The organism is Streptomyces sp. CHD11, assembly GCF_018638295.1.
GTDB lineage: Bacteria > Actinomycetota > Actinomycetes > Streptomycetales > Streptomycetaceae > Streptomyces.
The window spans coordinates 117,782-137,880 of sequence record NZ_JABTTS010000012.1; the positions used below are offsets into that span (position 1 = coordinate 117,782).

Annotated in this window: 13 protein-coding genes, 1 tRNA gene and 1 rRNA gene; 2 read left to right on the top strand and 13 right to left on the bottom strand. The window is 70.2% G+C overall.

Going from position 1 to position 20,099, the window contains the following annotated elements; all coding sequences use genetic code 11:
- Positions 1-53: 53 nt before the first annotated feature.
- Positions 54-872, top strand: coding sequence for an Fpg/Nei family DNA glycosylase (locus HTV45_RS15830; protein WP_215206417.1), 819 nt, complete (start codon positions 54-56; stop codon positions 870-872).
- Positions 873-903: 31 nt separating this feature from the next.
- Here HTV45_RS15830 and HTV45_RS15835 read toward each other — a convergent pair whose 3' ends face one another.
- The 10 genes from HTV45_RS15835 to HTV45_RS15880 all read right to left on the bottom strand — a co-directional run bounded on the left by HTV45_RS15835 (position 904) and on the right by HTV45_RS15880 (position 15,827).
- The gene (locus HTV45_RS15835) at positions 904-1,146 is read right to left on the bottom strand and encodes a hypothetical protein (protein WP_215206433.1); all 243 of its coding nucleotides are present in this window, start codon (positions 1,144-1,146) and stop codon (positions 904-906) included.
- A 49-nt stretch (positions 1,147-1,195) separates the two neighbouring features.
- Complete coding sequence (locus HTV45_RS15840) at positions 1,196-1,666, bottom strand: Dps family protein (RefSeq protein WP_215206418.1); 471 nt, start codon at positions 1,664-1,666, stop codon at positions 1,196-1,198.
- 213 nt (positions 1,667-1,879) lie between these two features.
- Positions 1,880-2,260 carry a helix-turn-helix domain-containing protein gene (locus HTV45_RS15845; protein ID WP_215206419.1) on the bottom strand — a complete coding sequence of 127 codons (381 nt, stop codon included), beginning with the start codon at positions 2,258-2,260 and terminating at the stop codon, positions 1,880-1,882.
- 109 nt (positions 2,261-2,369) lie between these two features.
- On the bottom strand, positions 2,370-2,915 hold the full coding sequence (locus HTV45_RS15850; protein ID WP_215206420.1) for a CinA family protein: 546 nt from the start codon (positions 2,913-2,915) through the stop codon (positions 2,370-2,372).
- Complete coding sequence (gene pgsA, locus HTV45_RS15855) at positions 2,912-3,796, bottom strand: CDP-diacylglycerol--glycerol-3-phosphate 3-phosphatidyltransferase (protein WP_215206421.1); 885 nt, start codon at positions 3,794-3,796, stop codon at positions 2,912-2,914. The genes HTV45_RS15850 and pgsA overlap by 4 nt, the downstream gene beginning before the upstream one ends.
- Complete coding sequence (gene rimO / locus HTV45_RS15860; RefSeq protein WP_215206422.1) at positions 3,793-5,268, bottom strand: 30S ribosomal protein S12 methylthiotransferase RimO; 1,476 nt, start codon at positions 5,266-5,268, stop codon at positions 3,793-3,795. The genes pgsA and rimO overlap by 4 nt, the downstream gene beginning before the upstream one ends.
- A gap of 92 nt (positions 5,269-5,360) precedes the next feature.
- Entirely contained in the window at positions 5,361-6,200 is an 840-nt protein-coding gene (locus tag HTV45_RS15865; RefSeq protein WP_215206423.1) for a helix-turn-helix domain-containing protein, read from the bottom strand.
- A gap of 250 nt (positions 6,201-6,450) precedes the next feature.
- On the bottom strand, positions 6,451-9,192 hold the full coding sequence (locus HTV45_RS15870) for a DNA translocase FtsK (RefSeq protein ID WP_215206424.1): 2,742 nt from the start codon (positions 9,190-9,192) through the stop codon (positions 6,451-6,453).
- A gap of 175 nt (positions 9,193-9,367) precedes the next feature.
- Positions 9,368-10,045 carry a two-component system response regulator gene (locus HTV45_RS15875; RefSeq protein WP_215206425.1) on the bottom strand — a complete coding sequence of 226 codons (678 nt, stop codon included), beginning with the start codon at positions 10,043-10,045 and terminating at the stop codon, positions 9,368-9,370.
- Between the two features lie 307 nt (positions 10,046-10,352).
- Complete coding sequence (locus HTV45_RS15880; RefSeq protein WP_215206426.1) at positions 10,353-15,827, bottom strand: HAMP domain-containing protein; 5,475 nt, start codon at positions 15,825-15,827, stop codon at positions 10,353-10,355.
- Between the two features lie 497 nt (positions 15,828-16,324).
- On the opposite strand from HTV45_RS15880, the gene HTV45_RS15885 reads away from it, so the two are divergent.
- Positions 16,325-18,985, top strand: coding sequence for a SpoIIE family protein phosphatase (locus HTV45_RS15885; protein ID WP_308309650.1), 2,661 nt, complete (start codon positions 16,325-16,327; stop codon positions 18,983-18,985).
- 55 nt (positions 18,986-19,040) lie between these two features.
- Here the strand turns inward: HTV45_RS15885 and HTV45_RS15890 are convergent.
- The 3 genes from HTV45_RS15890 to rrf form a co-directional block, all read right to left on the bottom strand.
- Positions 19,041-19,113 (bottom strand) — tRNA-Thr (locus HTV45_RS15890).
- A 77-nt stretch (positions 19,114-19,190) separates the two neighbouring features.
- Positions 19,191-19,862 (bottom strand): DegT/DnrJ/EryC1/StrS family aminotransferase, encoded by a 672-nt coding sequence (locus tag HTV45_RS15895; protein WP_215206434.1) that lies wholly within the window; start codon positions 19,860-19,862, stop codon positions 19,191-19,193.
- Between the two features lie 118 nt (positions 19,863-19,980).
- Positions 19,981-20,097, bottom strand: a 5S ribosomal RNA gene (gene rrf / locus HTV45_RS15900).
- Between the last annotated feature and the right edge of the window lie 2 nt (positions 20,098-20,099).

Consider the following 20,099-nt stretch of genomic DNA (forward strand, 5'->3'; position numbering starts at 1 on the left):
GGAGGAGACGGTCACGCGCCCGTCCCGCCCGACCGTCGTGCCACCCTTGACGCATGCCCGAAGGAGACACGGTCTGGCAGGCCACACGACGGCTGCACGACGCCCTCGCGGGCAAGGTGCTGACCCGCAGCGACCTGCGGGTGCCCCGGTTCGCCACGTCGGACCTCACCGGCCGCACCGTGCTGGACGTCACTCCCCGGGGCAAGCATCTGCTGACCCGTCTGGAGGGCGGGCTCACCCTGCACTCGCATCTGAGGATGGACGGCTCCTGGAGGGTGTACACGGACGGACAGCGGTGGAACGGCGGCCCCGCCCACCAGATCCGCGCGATCCTCGGCACCGCCGACCGCACCGCCGTCGGCTACCGGCTGCCCGTCCTGGAGCTGCTGCGCACCGCCGACGAGGACCGCGCGGTCGGCCACCTCGGCCCCGATCTCCTGGGACCGGACTGGGACCCCGACGCGGCGCTGGCCAACCTGGTGCGGGACCCGGGCCGCCCGCTCGGCGAGGCCCTGCTCGACCAGCGCAACCTCGCCGGTATCGGCAATGTCTTCAAGAGCGAGCTCTGCTTCCTGCTCGGGGTCACCCCCTGGCTGCCCCTGGGTGAACTGCCCGCGGACCGCACCGGGAAGCTGCCGGAGCTCGCCAGGAGGCTGCTGGAGTACAACCGTGAACGCCCGGTACGCAACACCACGGGCCGCCGCGGAGAGGACCTCTTCGTCTACGGCCGGGCCCATCGCCCCTGTCTGCGCTGCCGCACCCCGATCCGCCTCGCCGACCAGGGCGACGGCTCCCGTGAACGCCCCACGTACTGGTGCCCCACCTGCCAGCCGGGCCCGGCCCCCGCGCGATCACCGGACCGGTCCCGCTGACAGCGCGGGCGCGCGCTGCGCCGGCGTACCGTCAACGGCGCCCGCGTCGTGCGCCCGACGTCCAGGCCCCCCGCCACCGCCCCGCCGCGAGCGCCCCGTCCGCCCGCGCCTTCGGGATGCAGTGCACGGGCAATACGCTGAGTCCCCATCCGCCGGCCGCGACCGTCCCTTCCAGCGCACCGGCGTCGGGCGCCAGCAGCAGTCGCGTCACCGCCCACCACCACAGCGCACCGAACCCCACCAGGGTCCACCGGCGCACCGCCCGCCCCGTCATCACCTCGCCGGAGCCGCGGCCCGCGGGGCCGGCGGCCCCCACGGCCGGGTCACCCGTTCTCGGCCTGGAACATCCAGTGCTGCTTCTCGAGATCGCCGGTGGCCGCGATGAGAAGGTCCTGGCTCACCGGATCCGGCTCCGCCGTCACCGTGACCCGCTCGCGCATCCGGGCGATCACCGCGCCCAGCGCGTCCACCATCGCTCCCACCGCGGCCGAGTCGTCGACCCAGCCCTCGGGCGTCACGCCGATCCCGCTGCCGACGGCCACGGTCGCGGCCCGCCCGTCGGGCGAGACACCCAGGGCCGCGGCCCGCTCGGCGACGGTGTCGGAGTGGGTGCGCGCCAGCGACACGACCTCGTCGAGCTGGAGATGGACAGTGCGGAAGCGTGGCCCGACCACATTCCAGTGGATCTGCTTCGCCACCAGCGCGAGATCCACCAGATCGACCAGGGCGCCCTGCAGCGCCTCGGACACCGTCTTCAGGTTCTCGTCGGACAACGGGCTCTTCACGACGTACATCCGCACCTCCGTGGCTGACCCCCGTGTCCTTCCACGATGACGGTCCCTCGCCGCACCGGCAAACGCACACGGCGGCTCGGGCGCAGCGATCCCGCACGCGAAAGACCGCGATCCCGCACGCGAAAAACCCCGGCGGCACCCCTCCGGATCTCCCGGAAGGGCCCCTACCGGGGCATCCCACACCTCACACCACGCAGGCGACGAGCACCGTGCTCACGCGGCGACGACGTCCACCGCTTCGGCGGGCGCCTTGATCGTCACCCGTTCCGGTGGCACACCGGCCACCGATACGGAACCCAGCATCGGACGAACCGACGTGGGTACGGGCTCGCTGGGGGTCGCTGCAGCAGACCGGGCCAGCTCGGCAAGGGCGAGCTCGTCACTCACTTCCCGCATGAGCTCGGACATCCGTACGTCCAGCGCGTCGCAGATCGCGGAGAGCAGCTCGGAGGAAGCCTCCTTCTGCCCCCGCTCCACCTCGGAGAGATAGCCGAGTGAGACTCGGGCGGACGAGGAGACTTCGCGCAGAGTACGGCCCTGGCGCTGGCGCTGCCGACGCAGCACGTCACCCAGCAGGCGACGGAGCAGAATCATCGGTGGCTCCCTCCTCGGACCGCGTAGCCGCATCCTTCTCGCCCCACCGTACCGCCTAGTGCCGCGGCCGTGCGGGGAGCGATGTCGTGTTCACTCAGGGCTGCAAACATCAAAACCCCCCGTTCCGTTCCGTATCCTGTGCCCGCTCATTCCCGGTCTGTTCGCCCGCGAGCTCCGTCAGCAGCAGCGCGAGTACGCTCCGTACACTCTCCATACGGATTTCCGCACGGTCGCCGTTCAACCGCAGACGCTCCACTTTTCCGCCACCGGCGGAAACGGAGCCGGTCCCCGGCGGCCCGGCCACGGCCACGAACACCGTGCCGACGTCCTGCCCGTCCTGCGGATCCGGACCGGCCACGCCCGTGGTGGCGATGCCCCAGTCGGCATCCAGCGCCTCCCGGACACCGACCGCCATCTGGGCCGCCACCTGCGCATCCACCGCTCCACGCTGCGCCAGCAGAGTGGCGTCCACGCCCAGCAGCCGGTGCTTCAGCTCGGTCGCGTAGGCCGTCACCGACCCGCGGAAGGCCTTCGACGCCCCGGGCACCGACGTGATCTCCGCCGCCACCAGGCCACCGGTCAGCGACTCGGCGACGGCCAGCGTCCCACCCTTCACGGTGAGTAGTCGCACCACCTCGGTGGCCGTGGAACTCACGCTTCCGTCTCCTCCAACGCCGCCTTGCGCTCGGCGATTCCCCGCCTGCGGAGCACAATGGCCTGTTTCACATAGTCGAGCCCGGTCGCCACGGTCAGCACCACCGCCGCGGCCATCACCCACCACCTCAGCGTCGCCAGCCATCCCGTCAGTGCCAGCACATACATGCCGACGGCGATGCCCTGGGTGAGGGTCTTGAGCTTGCCGCCCCGGCTCGCCGGGATGACGCCGAAGCGGATGACCAGGAAACGCAGCAGGGTGACACCGAGTTCCCGGCCGAGGATGACCCCGGTGACCCACCACGGAAGATCGCCCAGCGAGGAGAGACAGATCAGCGCCGCACCCATGATCGCCTTGTCGGCGATGGGGTCGGCGATCTTCCCGAAGTCGGTGACGAGGTCGTAGGCGCGGGCCAGATGACCGTCGAACAGGTCAGTGATCATGGCGACGGCGAAGGCCGCCCAGGCGAACGAACGCCACGCCGGGTCGTCCCCGCCGTCGGCGAGCATCAGCATGACGAACGCCGGAACCAGGAGCAGCCGCAGCATGGTCAGCAGGTTGGCGATGTTCCAGACGCTGGCCTGGTCGACCGCCGCCGCGGCGATCTTCGCGCCCCGGGCCGGCCGCGTACCGTCCCCGGCGTCGACGCCGTCGGACGCCGCGGCCGGAGCCGCCCCGTCGCCGTGCGACCGGACCCCGCCGGTGCCCCGGCCGGCCTGACCGCGCCGCGCCGGACCGCCGCCGGACGCCCCCGGAGCCGTGCCCCGGTTCTCCCGCGCGGCCGCGCGGCCGGAACCGGGACCCTGCACGCCGGCGGGTGCGGGCCCGGCCGCCCGCCCCGCGCCGGAGGGGCCGCCCGCCGCCGCCGGAGCACCCGTCATCTGTCCGCCTCCTCACCGCGCGCGAGCGAACCCTGGAACAGTGGTTCGGCCACCAGGTCGACACCTTCCGTGCCGACCACCTTCGCCTCGACCATACGGCCGACGCTCAGGCCTTCGCCGCTCGTGAGCAGCACCTGGCCGTCCGTCTCGGGAGCCTGGTGCCCGGCCCGGCCGTACACGCCCTCCCCCTCGTCCACGGACTCCACCAGCACCTGCACGCTCTCGCCGACCCGCTCCTCGGCACGCTGCGAGACGAGTTCCTCCGCCATCCGCGAGATCCGGGCCAGCCGCTCGGCGACGACCTCCCCGTCCAGCTTGCGGTCGTACGTCGCCGCCTCGGTGCCCTCCTCGTCGGAGTAGCCGAAGACGCCGATGGCGTCCATCCGCGCATGGGTGAGGAACCGCTCCAGCTCGGCGAGGTCGGCCGCCGACTCGCCGGGGAAGCCGACGATGAAATTGGAGCGCACGCCGGCCTGGGGTGCCTTGCTCCGGATGGTGTCCAGCAGTTCCAGGAACCGGTCGGTGTCGCCGAAGCGGCGCATCGCGCGCAGCACGTCGGGCGCGGAGTGCTGGAAGGAGAGGTCGAAGTAGGGGGCGACCTTCGGGGTGGAGGTCAGCACGTCGATCAGGCCGGGCCGCATCTCGGCCGGCTGGAGGTAGCTGACCCGCACCCGCTCGAGGCCGTCGACCTCCGCGAGCTCGGGCAGCAGCGACTCCAGCAGGCGGATGTCGCCCAGGTCCTTGCCGTAGGAGGTGTTGTTCTCGGAGACCAGCATGATCTCCTTCACGCCCTGCTCTGCCAGCCACCGCGTCTCGTTCAGCACGTCGCTCGGGCGGCGGGAGATGAAGGAGCCGCGGAACGACGGGATGGCGCAGAAGGAGCAGCGCCGGTCACAGCCGGAGGCGAGCTTCACGGAGGCGACCGGGGCGCCGTCCAGCCGGCGGCGCAGCGGCGCCCTGGGTCCGGAGGCCGGGGCGAGACCGTCGGGCAGGTCCACCGGCCCGTGTCCGGGGAGCGCTACGGAGGCGGCTGATTCCTGCCGCTCGGCCGGGCTGACCGGCAGCAGCTTGCGCCGGTCCCGCGGGGTGTGCGAGGCGTGGATGCCGCCGTTCAGAATGGTCTGGAGGCGGTCGGAGATGTCGGTGTAGTCGTCGAAGCCGAGCACTCCGTCGGCCTCGGGGAGGGCCTCGGCGAGCTCCTTGCCATACCGCTCGGCCATGCAGCCCACCGCCACGACGGCCTGAGTTCTCCCGTGGCCCTTGAGGTCGTTGGCCTCCAGAAGGGCGTCGACGGAGTCCTTCTTGGCGGCCTCGACGAAGCCACAGGTGTTGACGACGGCGACGTCGGCGTCCTCGGCGTCCTCCACGAGCTTCCAGCCGTCCGCCTCCAAACGGCCTGCGAGCTCCTCCGAGTCCACCTCGTTACGGGCGCAGCCAAGGGTGACGAGTGCGACGGTACGGCGTTCAGGCATGGGCTCAAGACTACTTCGTCCCGCCGACACCCCACGTCGACGGGGTTGGCCGATCATGGCCGACCCCGTCCCCGATGCGCCCTCGGTGTCTTTTATCCGGCCTGCGGGTCGCCCTTGGTGTAGGTCAGCCGCTCGACCGCGCCCGGCTGCCAGTCGTCCTCGATCTTCTTGCCGTTCACGAACAGGTCGATCGCGCCGGCGTCACCGAGGACCAGGTTGATCTTGGAGCTGTCCTGGAAGGTCTCGGAATCGCCCTTCTTGAGCAGTCCGTCGAACAGCAGCCGGCCGTTGTGGTCCTTGGCGGAGATCCAGCTGCGCCCGTCGGCGGCGGTGACCTGGACGGTCACCTTGTCCTGGGGTGCGGCGGCGATGGCGCTGTCGGACGGCTCCGGCTCGACAGGCGCGGGCTTCTTCGACTTGGGGGTCGGCGAGGGGGAGGTGTCGGGGGTGGCGCCGTCGGCGACGTTCGCCTTGCCGCCCTCGTCGCCGCCCTTGACCATGGTGAACCCGACGAAGCCGATCACGACGACGATCGCGGCGACCATGGCGGCGGTCCAGTTGGGGCCGCGCCGCTCCGGACGGATGCGTTCCGCCTCGAAGAGGGGGGCTGCCGGGGTCGGGGCCGGACGGCCACCGCCGTGCTCCTCCTCATACCGGGCGATCAGGGGGGCGGGGTCGAGATGCACGGCCCTGGCCAGGGTCCGGACGTGCCCCCGGGCGTAGACGTCACCGCCGCAGGGCGTGAAGTCGTCCGCCTCGATGGCGTGCACGATGGCGATCCGGACGCGGGTGGCGGTACTGACATCGTCGACGGTGAGCCCGGCGGCGATGCGCGCTTGCTTCAGCGCTCGGCCGACGGAGAGGGAAGGGCGGTCTTCCTCGGAAACGTCTTCGAAGGGACGCTCGTCTTCAGGGGAGTTGCCGATGGACACGGGGGCGCCTTTCGAGCGTGTAGCCGCCTGTGCTGGAGGTTCAGTCTAGGAGGGGTACAAGAGGGTGGGGCAACCGGGCGGTCGGACTTTGTACGCCATCGGAATGGCCCGGCATCCCGATGGAGGGACTGCGGTGTGCGGTTTCCCTCAACTTGACGTACGCCGACGGGAAACAGTTGCTCGATGATCCCTAACGGGTCGGTCACGATCGGCCACCGGGTGAACCGGCGGGACGACCGTGTCCGTTCTCCTACCCTTCAGACTCCCCCCGGATCAGCGCGAGCACGCCATCCAGCTCGTCAGGCTTCACAAGAACGTCACGAGCCTTCGAACCCTCGCTCGGTCCGACGATGTTCCGCGACTCCATGAGGTCCATCAGCCGGCCGGCCTTGGCGAAGCCGACGCGCAGCTTGCGCTGGAGCATGGAGGTCGACCCGAACTGGGTGGAGACGACCAGCTCGGCGGCCTGGCACAGCAGGTCGAGGTCGTCGCCGATGTCCTCGTCGATCTCCTTCTTCTGCTTGGTCCCGACGACCACGTCCTCGCGGAAGACGGGCGCCATCTGGTCCTTGCAGTGCTGGACGACGACCGCGACCTCCTCCTCGGTCACGAACGCGCCCTGCATACGCGTCGGCTTGTTCGCACCCATCGGCAGGAACAGACCGTCACCCTTGCCGATCAGCTTCTCGGCGCCGGGCTGGTCGAGGATGACCCGCGAGTCGGCGAGCGAGGAGGTGGCGAACGCCAGCCGGGAGGGCACGTTCGCCTTGATCAGGCCGGTGACGACATCGACCGACGGTCGCTGGGTGGCGAGCACCAGGTGGATACCGGCCGCCCGCGCGAGCTGCGTGATCCGCACGATGGCGTCCTCGACGTCACGCGGGGCGACCATCATCAGGTCGGCCAGCTCGTCGACGATCACCAGGAGGTAGGGGTACGGGTGGAGCTCCCGTTCGCTGCCCTCGGGCGGTGTGGCCTTGCCCTCGCGCACGGCGCGGTTGAAGTCGTCGATGTGCCGGTAGCCGTAGGCGGCGAGGTCGTCGTAGCGCAGGTCCATCTCGCGTACGACCCACTGGAGCGCCTCGGCGGCCCGCTTGGGGTTGGTGATGATCGGCGTGATCAGGTGCGGGATGCCCTCGTAGGCCGTGAGCTCCACGCGCTTGGGGTCGACCAGGATCATCCGGACGTCCTCCGGGGTCGCCCGCATCATCACCGATGTGATCAGGCAGTTGATGCAGGACGACTTGCCGGAGCCGGTGGCGCCGGCGACCAGCATGTGCGGCATCTTCGCCAGCGAGTCCATGACGTAGCCGCCCTCGACGTCCTTGCCGAAGGCGACCAGCATCGGGTCGTCGTCCTCGGCGGACTCCGCGAGCCGCAGCACGTCTCCGAGATTGACCATCTCCCGGTCGGTGTTGGGGATTTCGATGCCGACCGCTGACTTGCCGGGGATCGGGCTGATGATCCGCACGTCCGGGCTGGCGACCGCGTACGCGATGTTCTTGGTCAGCGCGGTCACCCGCTCGACCTTCACGGCCGGGCCGAGCTCCACGACGTAGCGGGTGACCGTCGGGCCGCGGGTGAAGCCGGTGACGGCGGCGTCCACCTTGAACTCGGTGAAGACCTTCCGCAGGGCGTCCACTATGGCGTCGTTGGCCGCGCTGCGGGACTTGCCGGGACCGCCGCGGGTGAGCAGGTCGAGCGAGGGCAGGGAGTAGGTGATGTCGCCGGAGAGCTGGAGCTGCTCCGCGCGGGGCGGCAGGTCGCGGGGTTCCTTCGGCGGCACCTTGGTCATGTCCAGGACGCCCGCCGGGGGTTTCTGCTGCTTCGGCCGGTCCGCCCGGTCCGCCTTCGGCCCGTCCGGCTGCGGGCGGGCGGCCGGAACCGGTGTCGGGGTGGTGGGCTCGCGGTCGCCGGTGCTCACGCCCTGGGTCAGGTCGGCGACGACCGGCGAGGGCGGCATGCCGTGCAGCACGGCGCCGTCGAGGGCGGCGGCCGCGGCGGCGGCCACGTCCACCGCGTCCATCGGCCGGTCCATGTCGGGCTGCGGCACCGCGGACCGGCGGCGTCTCGGCCGGCGCGGGGACGGGGCCTCCTGCCCGGCGCTCCCGGGGTCGTACTCCTCCGGGAGCGGGCGTCGGCCGCGGCGGCTCACGGGCAGTGTCTCGCGCCACTGCTCCTCGTACCGCGCGTCGTCCTCGCCGAACTCCTCCGGCCCGGGTTCCTGGACGATGCCGAGCCGGACGCCGAGCCGGCGCAGCCGCTGCGGGATGGCGTTCACCGGTGTGGCCGTGACGACCAGCAGCCCGAAGACCGTGAGCAGTACCAGCAGCGGCACGGCGAGCACGTCGGTCATGGTGGACGACAGCGGCGTGGCCGCCACCCAGCCGATCAGGCCGCCGGCGTCCCTTATCGACTGCATGCCCCCGCTGCGGGCGGGAGAACCGCAGCCGATGTGGATCTGTCCGAGAACGCCGACGACGAGCGCGGACAGGCCGATCACGATCCGCCCGTTGGCCTCGGGCTTCTCCGGGTGCCGGATGAACCGTACGGCGATGACGGCGACCAGGATCGGCACCAGCAGGTCGAGCCTGCCGAAGGCCCCGGTGACCAGGATCTCCACGAGATCGCCGACGGGGCCCTCCAGATCGGCCCAGGTTCCGGCGGCGACGATCAGGGCGACGGCGAGCAGCAGCAGCGCGAGGCCGTCCTTGCGGTGCGCGGGGTCGAGGTTCCTGGCGCCCTGCCCTATGCCGCGGAAGACGGCACCGACCGCGTGCGCGAGGCCCAGCCACAGGGCGCGTACGAGCCGGTACACGCCGCTGGTCGGGTTCGGGGCCGGCGCGGGAGCCGGCTTCTTCGCCGCGGCCTTCCTGGCGGGTGCCTTCTTCGCCGGGGCCTTCTTGGCAGCGGCCTTCTTCGCCGGAGCCTTCGCGGGAGCGGCCGCCTTCTTCGCGGGCGGCTTCCTGGCTGCGGAGGGACGTGAGGCCATGGGTGTGAGGTTACCTGTGGAGACCGCAGGGGACACGCGTGACGACCGCTTCACCCGTTCGTGTCGCTCCCGCCGAGGCGTGAAGGTGACGCGACAGGACGCGCGCAAGGCCTCCTTGACGCTCCTTCAGGCCCGGCCGGCTCCGGAGGCCAAGGCAAGGCCCGTGTCCCCGGACTCAGTTCTGCGACGGTACCGAGGACGCGCTGCCGGTCCCCGGCTCCAGTGCGTCCAGCGCCCGCCGCAATCCCGTGAGTTTGCGCTCCAGATGGGCGGCCGTGGCCACCGCGGCCGCGTCGGTCGAATCGTCGCCCAGCTGCTTGGTCAGCGCCTCGGCCTGCTCCTCGACGGCCGCCAGCCGGGCGGAGAGCTCGGCGAGCAGTCCCGCCGGCTCCTTCGCCTCACCGGCGTCCTTCTCCCCGCTCTCCAACTGGAGCCGCAGCAGCGACGCCTGCTCCCTCAGCTGGCAGTTCTTCATGTACAGCTCGACGAAGACCGAGACCTTCGCGCGCAGCACCCACGGGTCGAACGGCTTGGAGATGTAGTCGACCGCACCGGCCGCGTACCCGCGGAAGGTGTGGTGCGGACCGTGGTTGATCGCGGTGAGAAAGATGATCGGGATGTCGCGGGTCCGCTCCCGCCGCTTGATGTGCGCGGCCGTCTCGAAACCGTCCATGCCCGGCATCTGGACGTCCAGCAGAATGACCGCGAAGTCGTCCGTGAGCAGTGCCTTCAGCGCTTCTTCCCCGGACGATGCCCGCACCAGCGTCTGATCGAGCGCCGAGAGGATAGCCTCCAGCGCGAGCAGATTCTCCGGCCGGTCATCGACCAGGAGGATCTTGGCCTTCTGCACCATGGCCCGCCCTCCTCGCCCCGGCTTGGGGCCTCCCCTGTCCGCAGGACCTGGGGCCGTACCTGTGAGTACCACCCCAGGGGACGACTCCCTGGCGCCGTCCGTCCTTGTGCCGGTCATCGTAGCCGCACCCCGCTCGTCGCCACACCCTGTCACCGTGATGTCACTGTGCACGTAGCAGAAACGCGGCGGGAGACCAGAAGGTTCCCCGAATCCCGTACTTCTACACGACTTCGCGCCCACCGCGTCAGCGACTCCGGATGAACGCCGGAGCTTCCCGTCACCGTACGCGCGCCCCGCGGCCGCCGCCTCACTCCCCCCTCATCCACTGCTCCATCACCGACAGCAGGTGATCGGGGTCGACCGGCTTGGTCACGTAGTCGGAGGCTCCCGACTCGATCGCCTTCTCCCTGTCGCCCTTCATCGCCTTCGCGGTGAGCGCGATGATCGGCAGCCCGGCGAACTGCGGCATCCGGCGGATCGCCGTGGTCGTGGCGTACCCGTCCATCTCGGGCATCATGATGTCCATCAGCACGACCGCCACGTCGTCGTGCTGCTCCAGCACCTCGATCCCCTCACGGCCGTTCTCCGCGTACAGCACGGACAGTCCGTGCTGTTCCAGAACGCTGGTCAGCGCGAAGACGTTGCGGATGTCGTCGTCGACGATCAGCACCTTCTGGCCGCCGAAGCGGATACCCCGGCGCGTCGACCGGGGCGCCGGCTCCTGCTGTTCCACGACCGGCCACTGCTCCGGCTCGGCCTCGGAGGTCAGCTCCCGCCGGGGCGTGACGCGGCGGCTGCGCCGGAAGAGCGCGGCCGTCCCGTTCCGGGCGTCCTGGTACGGCTTCACCTCCACCGGCGCGCCGGCCTCCGACGAGGCGGGCTCGGCCGGCGTCACCAGACCCCCGGCCTCCAGCGCCGGCATGGCCTGGGCGTAGCCGTGCGGCGGCAGCTCACTGGGCTGCAGCGGCAGGTACAGCGTGAAGGTGGAGCCGCGGCCCGGCTCGCTCTGCGCGTAGATCTCGCCGCCGAGCAACTGGGCGATCTCCCGCGAGATGGACAGCCCCAGCCCCGTACCGCCGTACTTGCGGCTGGTGGTGCCGTCAGCCTGCTTGAAGGCCTCGAAGATCACCCGCATCTTGCCGGCCGCGATGCCGATGCCCGTGTCACTCACCGAGAACGCGATCAGGTCCGCGTCCGGGTCGGTCAGCGAACCGGCCTCCAGCAACTGCTCCCGGATGGCCTGCGGGACATCGTCACGGGCCGGCCGGATGACCAGCTCGACCGATCCGGAGTCGGTGAACTTCACCGCGTTGGACAGCAGGTTCCGCAGCACCTGCAGCAGCCGCTGCTCGTCGGTGTGCAGGGTGGCCGGCAGCTCCGGGGAGACCCGCACGGACAGGTCCAGGCCCTTCTCCGCGGTCAGCGGCCGGAAGGTGGCCTCCACGTAGTCGACGAGCTGGACCAGCGCGATCCGCGTCGGCGACACGTCCATCTTGCCGGCCTCGACCTTCGACAGGTCCAGGATGTCGTTGATGAGCTGGAGCAGGTCGGACCCGGCACCGTGGATCGTCTCGGCGAACTCGACCTGCTTCGGGGACAGGTTCGCCTCGGCGTTGTCGGCGAGCAGCTTGGCCAGGATCAGCAGCGAGTTGAGCGGCGTACGCAGCTCGTGCGACATGTTCGCCAGGAACTCGCTCTTGTAGCGCATGGAGACCGCGAGCTGTTCCGCGCGCTCCTCCAGGACCTGCCGCGCCTCCTCGATCTCGGTGTTCTTCACCTCGATGTCACGGTTCTGCCGGGCCAGCAGCTCGGCCTTCTCCTCCAGTTCGGCGTTGGACGCCTGGAGCGCCTTCTGCCGCTGCTCCAACTCCGCCGACCGCTCCCGCAGTTGCTCGGTCAGCTCCTGCGACTGGGCCAGCAGCCGCTCGGTCTTGGTGTTGACCGAGATGGTGTTGACGCTCGTCGCGATCATCTCGGCGATCTGGTTGAGGAAGTCCTTCTGGATCGCCGTGAACGGCGTGAACGACGCCAGCTCGATGACGCCGAGCACCTCCCCCTCGAAGACCACCGGAAGCACGATCACCTGCGCCGGCGGCGCCTCCCCGAGCCCTGAGGAGATCTTCAGATAGCCGCTGGGCGCGTTCTCCACCAGGATGGTGCGCTTCTCCGTGGCGGCCGTCCCGATGAGCCCCTCACCGGGCTGGAACGACGTCGGCATGGACCCCATGGAGTATCCGTACGAGCCGAGCATGCGCAGCTCGAACTGGTCCTCGCCCGCGGAGGTCAGGTCCTCTCCGTCGACCAGCGGCATCGCCAGGAAGAACGCGCCGTGCTGCGCGGACACCACCGGCGTCAGCTCGCTCATGATCAGCGAGGCCACGTCGTCCAGGTCGCGGCGGCCCTGCATCAGCGCCGAGATGCGGGCCAGATTGCCCTTGAGCCAGTCCTGCTCCTTGTTGGCGATGGTAGTGTCGCGCAGGTTGGCGATCATCTTGTTGATGTAGTCCTGGAGTTCCTGGATCTCCCCGGACGCGTCCACGTCGATCTTCAGGTTCAGGTCGCCGCGCGTCACCGCGGTCGCCACCCGCGCGATGGCGCGCACCTGGCGGGTGAGATTCCCGGCCATCTCGTTCACCGACTCGGTCAGGTCCCGCCAGGTGCCGTCGACGTCCCGCACCCGTGCCTGACCGCCCAGCGCGCCCTCGGTGCCCACCTCGCGGGCCACCCGCGTGACCTCCTCGGCGAACGACGACAGCTGGTCCACCATCGTGTTGATGGTCGTCTTCAGCTCGAGGATCTCCCCGCGCGCGTCGATGTCGATCTTCTTCGTCAGGTCACCCTTGGCGATGGCCGTCGTCACCATGGCGATGTTGCGCACCTGACCGGTCAGGTTGGACGCCATCCCGTTCACCGACTCGGTGAGGTCCTTCCAGGTCCCCGCCACACCCGGCACATGCGCCTGACCGCCCAGGATCCCGTCCGTGCCCACCTCGCGGGCCACCTTGGTGACCTGCTCGGCGAACGCGCTCAGCGTCTTCACCATGGTGTTGATCGTGTCGGCGAGCTGCGCCACCTCTCCGCGCGCCTCGATGCTGACCTGCCGCGTCAGGTCGCCGTTGGCGACGGCGGCGGACACCTGCGCGATGTTGCGCACCTGAGTGGTCAGGTTCTTGGCCATCAGGTTGACGTTGTCGCTCAGGTCCTTCCAGATGCCCGTGACACCCGGCACATGCGCCTGACCGCCGAGGATGCCCTCGGTGCCCACCTCACGGGCCACCCGGGTCACCTGCTCGGCGAACGACGACAGCTGGTCCACCATCGTGTTCACGGTCGTGACCAGCTCGAGGATCTCGCCCTTGGCGTCGACGGTGATCTTCTTCGACAGGTCGCCCTTGGCCACCGCGGTGGTGACCTCGGCGATGTTGCGCACCTGGAGGGTCAGGTTGTTCGCCATGCCGTTCACCGACTGCGTGAGGTCCTTCCAGGTGCCGGAGACACCCTGCACCTCGGCCTGACCGCCGAGGATGCCCTCGGTACCCACCTCACGGGCCACCCGGGTGACCTCCTCGGCGAACGACGACAGCTGGTCCACCATCGTGTTCAGCGTGTTCTTGAGCTCGAGGATCTCCCCGCGCGCGTCCACGGTGATCTTCTGCGACAGGTCACCGCGCGCCACCGCCGTCGCCACCTGGGCGATGTTGCGCACCTGACCGGTCAGATTCGACGCCATGCCGTTCACGGAGTCCGTCAGGTCCCGCCACACACCGGCGACCCCGGGCACCTGCGCCTGCCCGCCCAGCCGGCCCTCGGTACCCACCTCACGGGCCACCCGCGTCACCTGGTCGGCGAAGGAGGACAACTGGTCCACCATCGTGTTGATGGTGTTCTTCAGCTCCAGGATCTCCCCCCGCGCGTCCACGTCGATCTTCTGCGACAGGTCACCCCGCGCGACGGCCGTGGTCACCTGCGCGATGTTGCGCACCTGACCGGTCAGGTTCGACGCCATGGAGTTGACGGAGTCGGTGAGCTCCTTCCAGGTGCCCGACACGCCGTCCACCCGCGCCTGGCCGCCCAGCCGGCCCTCCGTGCCCACGTCCCGGGCCATCCGCGTGACCTGGTCGGCGAAGCTCGACAGCTGGTCCACCATCGTGTTCACGGTGTTCTTGAGCTGGAGCATCTCGCCGGAGACGTCCACGGTGACCTTCTGCGACAGGTCACCGTTGGCTACCGCCGTCGTCACCTGGGCGATGTTCCTCACCTGACCGGTGAGGTTCCGGAACGCCGTGTTGACGGAGTCCGTCAGGTCCTTCCACGTACCCGCCGCACCCGGCACCTGCGCCTGGCCGCCCAGCTCACCCTCGACGCCGATCTCGCGCGCCACGCGCGTGACCTCCGCACCGAAGGCGGACAACTGGTCGACCATCGTGTTGACGGTGTTCTTCAGCTCCAGCATCTCGCCGGCCACGTCCACGGTGACCTTCTGCGACAGGTCACCGTTGGCTACCGCCGTCGTCACCGCCGCGATGTCCCGCACCTGTGTGGTGAGGTTCCGGAACACCGTGTTGACCGAGTCCGTCAGGTCCTTCCACGTACCCGCCGCACCCGGCACGTTCGCCTGGCCGCCCAGCTGTCCCTCGGCCCCGACCTCGTTGGCGACGCGCGTGACCTCGTCGGCGAAGATCCGCAGCGTCTCGGTCATCTGGTTGATCGTCTCGGCGAGCTGCGCGACCTCGCCGCGCGCCGGCACCGTCACCTTCCGCGACAGGTCACCGTTGGCGACCGCGGTCGTCACCTCGGCGATCCCGCGGACCTGCGCCGTGAGATTGCCGGCCATGGTATTGACGGAGTCCGTGAGCTCCTTCCACACGCCGTCCACCCCGGGCACCTGCGCCTGACCGCCCAGGGCGCCCTCGGTGCCCACCTCGCGCGCGACACGGGTCACCTCGGAGGAGAACGCGGAGAGCTGGTCCACCATCGTGTTGACCGTGTTCTTCAGCTCGAGCATCTCGCCCTCGACATGCACGGTGACCTTGCGCGACAGATCACCGCGCGCGACGGCGGTCGTCACCAGCGCGATATCACGCACCTGCGCCGTCAGCCGCTCCGCCATGGTGTTGACGGAGTCCGTCAGGTCCTTCCACGAACCGGACATCCCCCGCACCTGGGCCTGTCCGCCCAGCTTGCCCTCGGTACCGACCTCACTGGCCACCCGCGTGACCTCGTCGGTGAAGATCGACAACTGGTCGACCAGATTGTTGACCGTCCGCGCGACCTTCAGGAACTCGCCCCGCAGCGGATGCCCGGTCCCGTCCGGCGCCTGCGTCCGCAGCTCCATGCGCGGCGACAGATCACCCTCGGCCACCGCCGACAGCACCCGGCTCACCTCGGAGACCGGCCGTACCAGGTCGTCCACCAGCGCGTTCGAATGGTCGATGGCGGTCGCCCAGGAACCCTCGGAAGGCCCGGTCTCCAGCCGTTCCGCGAGCTTTCCCTCACGGCCGACCATCCGGCGCACCCGCGCCAGCTCACCGGTGAGATGGAGATTGCGGTCGGCCACCTCGTTGAAGACCGCCGCGATCTCCGACATCACGCCGTCGCCCGACACCGTGAGCCGCTTGCGGAAGTTGCCGTCCCGCATCGCCACCAGGGCCGCCATCAGCCGGTTCAGGGCCGCCGTGTCCACGGTGGTGGTCCCGCCCCGCGCCCTTCCCGGCTTACTCAGGGACTGTCCGCCTTTCGCGCGCGTCGTCTTCGTGCCCCGCGTCGCTGCGCCAGACTCCACTGTGTCCCTCCCGCAGGGGTCGACCGTTACCGCTGTGCCCGGGCGCCCCAGGGGCAGTCCCGTTCCTACCGTTCTTTCCTGTACTACTGCGATTTCCTGCCCGGCGTTCCAAGGCGCCGCCAGGAGGCTGCTGCCCACCGCGGGCGGCGGACACTCGCCCCGCCCGGACGTTCGCAACAAGCCTGCCCAGTGTTCCACCATGCCGACCCATGACCGTAACTCACAACGGCACCCCTCGTTGAGCAGTCGGGCAGGGCTTGTCCTTCGCCGGATTCCGGTACAGCGAGAAGCGGGCCTTCGGGTCAAGCGGAGTCACAACAGTTCGGCAGCTTCTCGAAGCTCGTCGGCCGACCTGTGACGCGAGACGCGTCGCGCCGGTGTTCAGGGGTATCCCCCGGGGAATGCAGGGGGATACCCCTGAACACCGATCCACTGGCCGACTACCCTGTACCGAGCGAGCCGGGAATCGGGCATGGAGGGGCGGGGGCCGCCGACATATGGGGAGTTCTGTGATCACCGCGCGCGCGGCCGCCAGCTTCGAACCTCTGGGGCGATCGGTCGCGAGCGCCCGCTCCTTCGTCCGTGACACCCTGCAGGGCTGGGGCTTCGGCGACATCGTCGACGACGCCGTGGTACTCACCAGCGAACTGGTGACCAACGCCGTCGTGCACGCCGGCACCTCCGCCGATCTCCTCTGTCTGCGCAGCGAGGAGGGCGTACGGATCGAGGTGGCCGACCGGTATCCGGAGCGGGAGATCCCGCTCCAGGGCTCCCTCGACAGCATGGGCAGCCCCGACCGAGAGGGTGGCCGCGGCCTCCAGCTGTGCGCGGCCCTGGCAGGCCACTGGGGCGTCGACTACACCCCCACCCACAAGACCGTCTGGTTCCAGCTCGCACTCCCCGAGCGCTCCGTCGGCGCCCGCTCCGCCGGCCCCTCCCTGCCGGCCCACCTCCTCCCGCTCGCCGACACCCGGGTGCGGGTGGCCGTCGTCCAGATCGACCGGGTCGGCTCCATCAGCGCCTGGAACGAGGACGCGGAGGAACTCTTCGGCTACTCCGCCGAGCAGGTCACCGGCAAGCCGCTCACGGACCTCGCGGCCTGGCCGCACACCCCGGGCACCGGCACCGGCATCGCCGACGCGCTCCAGCTCTCCCGCTGGGAGGGCAGCTACGGCATCAGGGGCGCGAGCGGCCGGGTGATCCCGGTATACGCCTCCCACCTGCGCGTCCGCGACACCGTGGGAGAACCGTCAACCGTCTGTCTGCTCGTGCGCGACCACGAACGGGCTGTCCTGCAGACGCCCCTGCGCGTCCCGTCCGACGCGTCCGGCGGCTCCGAGGGCCAGAGCGCCGACCCGTTCGAGGTCTTCATCGGCTCCCCCGCACCGGACGACCTCGACGGCCTGCTCCAGCGCACGGTGGAACGCGCCCGCGACATGCTGGACGGCGATTCCGCCTTCCTGCTCCTCGCCACCGACGACGAGACCGAACTGGAGGTCCGCGCCTCCACCGGCCTCCCCTCCGCCCGCCAGCGCTTCGCCCGCGTCCCCGTCGAGGCGGGCCCCGGCCGCTACGGCTCCGCCCGTATGCCGGCTGTCCACGAAGACCTCACCGCGGTCTCCGGCGCGGTCCCCCTCCTCAACAGCACCGGCATGCGCTCGGTCGTCACCGTCCCGCTGAAGGTCGAGGGCCGCCTCACCGGCTCCCTCGGCGTCGCCGCCGAGGCGCCCGGCAGGTACTCCAACGAAGAGGCGCTGCGCCTGCAGTTCGCGGCGGACCGGATCGCGCTCGCGGTCGAGTCGGCCCGTCTCGGCGAACTGGAGCGGCTGCGCCGGGGCTCGCTCAGCTTCCTCGTGGAGGCCTCCGACCTGCTGGCCGGCACCCTGGACCGGGACCAGACCCTGGCCCTGATGGCCCAGATGACGGTGCCCACCCTGGCCACCTGGTGTGCCGTCTACACCATCGCCGACCAGTCCTCCGATCCGTACCTCTCCTACGTACTGCACGAGGACGAGGAACTGATCGACGGCATCAAGTCCCTGCTCTCGAAGATCCCCCCGCCTGATCCGGTCCCCGCTCCCGGCGCCCGTATCTGGTCGGCGCCCGCGGAGGCCGCCCACCAGGCCGCGCTGCGCACCTCCATGCGCAGCCTCGGCCTCAGCGGCGGCCCCGCCCGGCAGCTCACGACGGGTATCGTTCCGACCCTCGCCACGGCTTCCGCGGTGGGCGGCGAGACGGTGGTCCTTCCCCTGGTCGCGCGCAACCGCGTCATCGGCATGCTGACGCTGGGCAAGCCGACCGACGAGCACTTCCGCCAGGAGATCCTGGAACTGGCCGAGGACCTGTCCCGGCGGGCCGCCCTGGCTCTCGACAACGCCCGCCTCTACTCCGAGCGCACGGCGATCAGCCAGTCCCTCCAGCGCAGTCTCCTGCCGCCGGAGCTGCCTGCGATCGAGGGCGTCGAGGTCGAGGTCATCTACCGCGCGGCCGGTGAGGGCAACGAGGTCGGCGGCGACTTCTACGACCTGTTCCCGATCAGCGACGGCGCCTACGGCTTCGCCATCGGCGACGTCTGCGGTACGGGCCCGAACGCGGCGGCCGTCACCGGCCTCGCCCGGCACGCGCTCCGCCTGCTGGCCCGCGAGGGCCTGAGCGGCCCGGCCGTCCTGGAGCGCCTCAACTCCGCGATCCTCGACGAGGGCGCCCGCAGCCGCTTCCTCACCCTCCTGTACGGGGAGATGCGTCCGCAGGAGGACGGCAGCGCGGAACTGAAGGTGGTCTGCGCCGGCCATCCCCTCCCGCTCCGGCTCCGCCCGGACGGCACGGTCGAACCGGCCGCGGAACCGCAGCCCCTCCTCGGTGTACTGGAGGACCTGGAACTGTACGAGCAGACGGTCACCCTCGATCCCGGCGATGTCCTCCTCTGCGTCACCGACGGCGTCACGGAGCGCCGTGAGGGTCCACGGATGCTGGGCGACGACGGTCTCGCCGAAGTTCTGACGACCTGTACGGGCCTGACGGCCGGAGCCGTCGCGGCCCGCATCATGCGCGCCGTGGAACGCTTTGCCTCCGATGCCCCGTCCGACGACATGGCCATCCTGGCCATGCGGGTGCCGGCCCCGCACAAGGATGAGCGGGCGCCCTGCCCGGGGGCATGAAAACTTGAGGGCATGAAGAAAGGCCCCGCCCGAAGGGGCGGGGCCTTTCTCTGCGAGCCCCCAAACGGAATCGAACCGTTGACCTTCTCCTTACCATGGAGACGCTCTACCGACTGAGCTATAGGGGCCTGTTGCCTCGACCGGAGTATCCCTCGCGGCAACGGGATAGAGCATACCCCGAACAGGACCGTGCTCCCAACCGCCCTCAAAGGGCCGGCTGCAGCAGCCCGCCCAGCGCATTGCACGCGGACGCGATCCGCTGCATTTCCCTCTTGGTCAGTGAGGCGTCCACCGGAAGCGCGAGGGTCTCTTCCGCGGCCCGCTCGGTCTCGGGGAGGGAGACGCACTGACGGAATCCGGGCAGCCGGTGCACCGGCGTCTTCACCGGCACCCGGCATGCAACGCCCTTGACCCGTATGGCTCGTGCGAAGGCATCCCGGTCGGGACGCCCGTTCCCCGGTACGCGGACGACGTACTGCTGATAGGTGTGCCCGATTCCACGTTCGGGTGTGCGCACGCCCCGCAGCCTGGAGTCGAGGAACGCCGCCCTCTCGCGCCGTTGGGCCACCTCCTCGTACGGCCCCTCGGGCACCTCGGACTCCCTCTGCTCCAGCACCAGCAGCCCGTGCCGCCGGCCGAGGGCCTGCAACGGCCCGAGATCGGCGGGCCGACCGAAACGGTGAACGACAACGACCGCCGCCGTCCGCGGGGTTGTCGCCGCGTCCACCGCGGCCGGCTCCAGGCAGTAGGTCACCGGATCTATGTCGGCGAAGACCGGCCGCGCCCCGGCCGCCATCACGGCCTCGGCGACATCCACGTTGCCGAAGGCGGGTACGACGACCTCGTCGCCGACACCGACACCGGCGGCCCTGAGCAGTGCAGCGGTAGCCATCATGGGGTGGATGCTCGCCGCGCGACGTGAACTCCAAGTGACGCGCAACAAAAAAGGGTTGGACCCTGAACCGAAGTTCGGGATCCAACCCTTCTGAATGATTGTTCGGCGGCGTCCTACTCTCCCACAGGGTCCCCCCTGCAGTACCATCGGCGCTGTAAGGCTTAGCTTCCGGGTTCGGAATGTAACCGGGCGTTTCCCCTACGCTATGACCACCGAAAC

Excerpts from the sequence above, each read along its gene's own strand:
- HTV45_RS15830 (WP_215206417.1), top strand. The coding sequence starts at position 54 with ATGCCCGAAGGAGACACGGTCTGGCAGGCCACACGACGGCTGCACGAC.
- HTV45_RS15835 (WP_215206433.1), bottom strand. The coding sequence starts at position 1,146 with ATGACGGGGCGGGCGGTGCGCCGGTGGACCCTGGTGGGGTTCGGTGCG.
- HTV45_RS15840 (WP_215206418.1), bottom strand. The coding sequence starts at position 1,666 with ATGTACGTCGTGAAGAGCCCGTTGTCCGACGAGAACCTGAAGACGGTG.
- HTV45_RS15845 (WP_215206419.1), bottom strand. The coding sequence starts at position 2,260 with ATGATTCTGCTCCGTCGCCTGCTGGGTGACGTGCTGCGTCGGCAGCGC.
- pgsA (WP_215206421.1), bottom strand. The coding sequence starts at position 3,796 with ATGACGGGTGCTCCGGCGGCGGCGGGCGGCCCCTCCGGCGCGGGGCGG.
- rimO (WP_215206422.1), bottom strand. The coding sequence starts at position 5,268 with ATGCCTGAACGCCGTACCGTCGCACTCGTCACCCTTGGCTGCGCCCGT.
- HTV45_RS15870 (WP_215206424.1), bottom strand. The coding sequence starts at position 9,192 with ATGGCCTCACGTCCCTCCGCAGCCAGGAAGCCGCCCGCGAAGAAGGCG.
- HTV45_RS15875 (WP_215206425.1), bottom strand. The coding sequence starts at position 10,045 with ATGGTGCAGAAGGCCAAGATCCTCCTGGTCGATGACCGGCCGGAGAAT.
- HTV45_RS15885 (WP_308309650.1), top strand. The coding sequence starts at position 16,325 with ATGGGGAGTTCTGTGATCACCGCGCGCGCGGCCGCCAGCTTCGAACCT.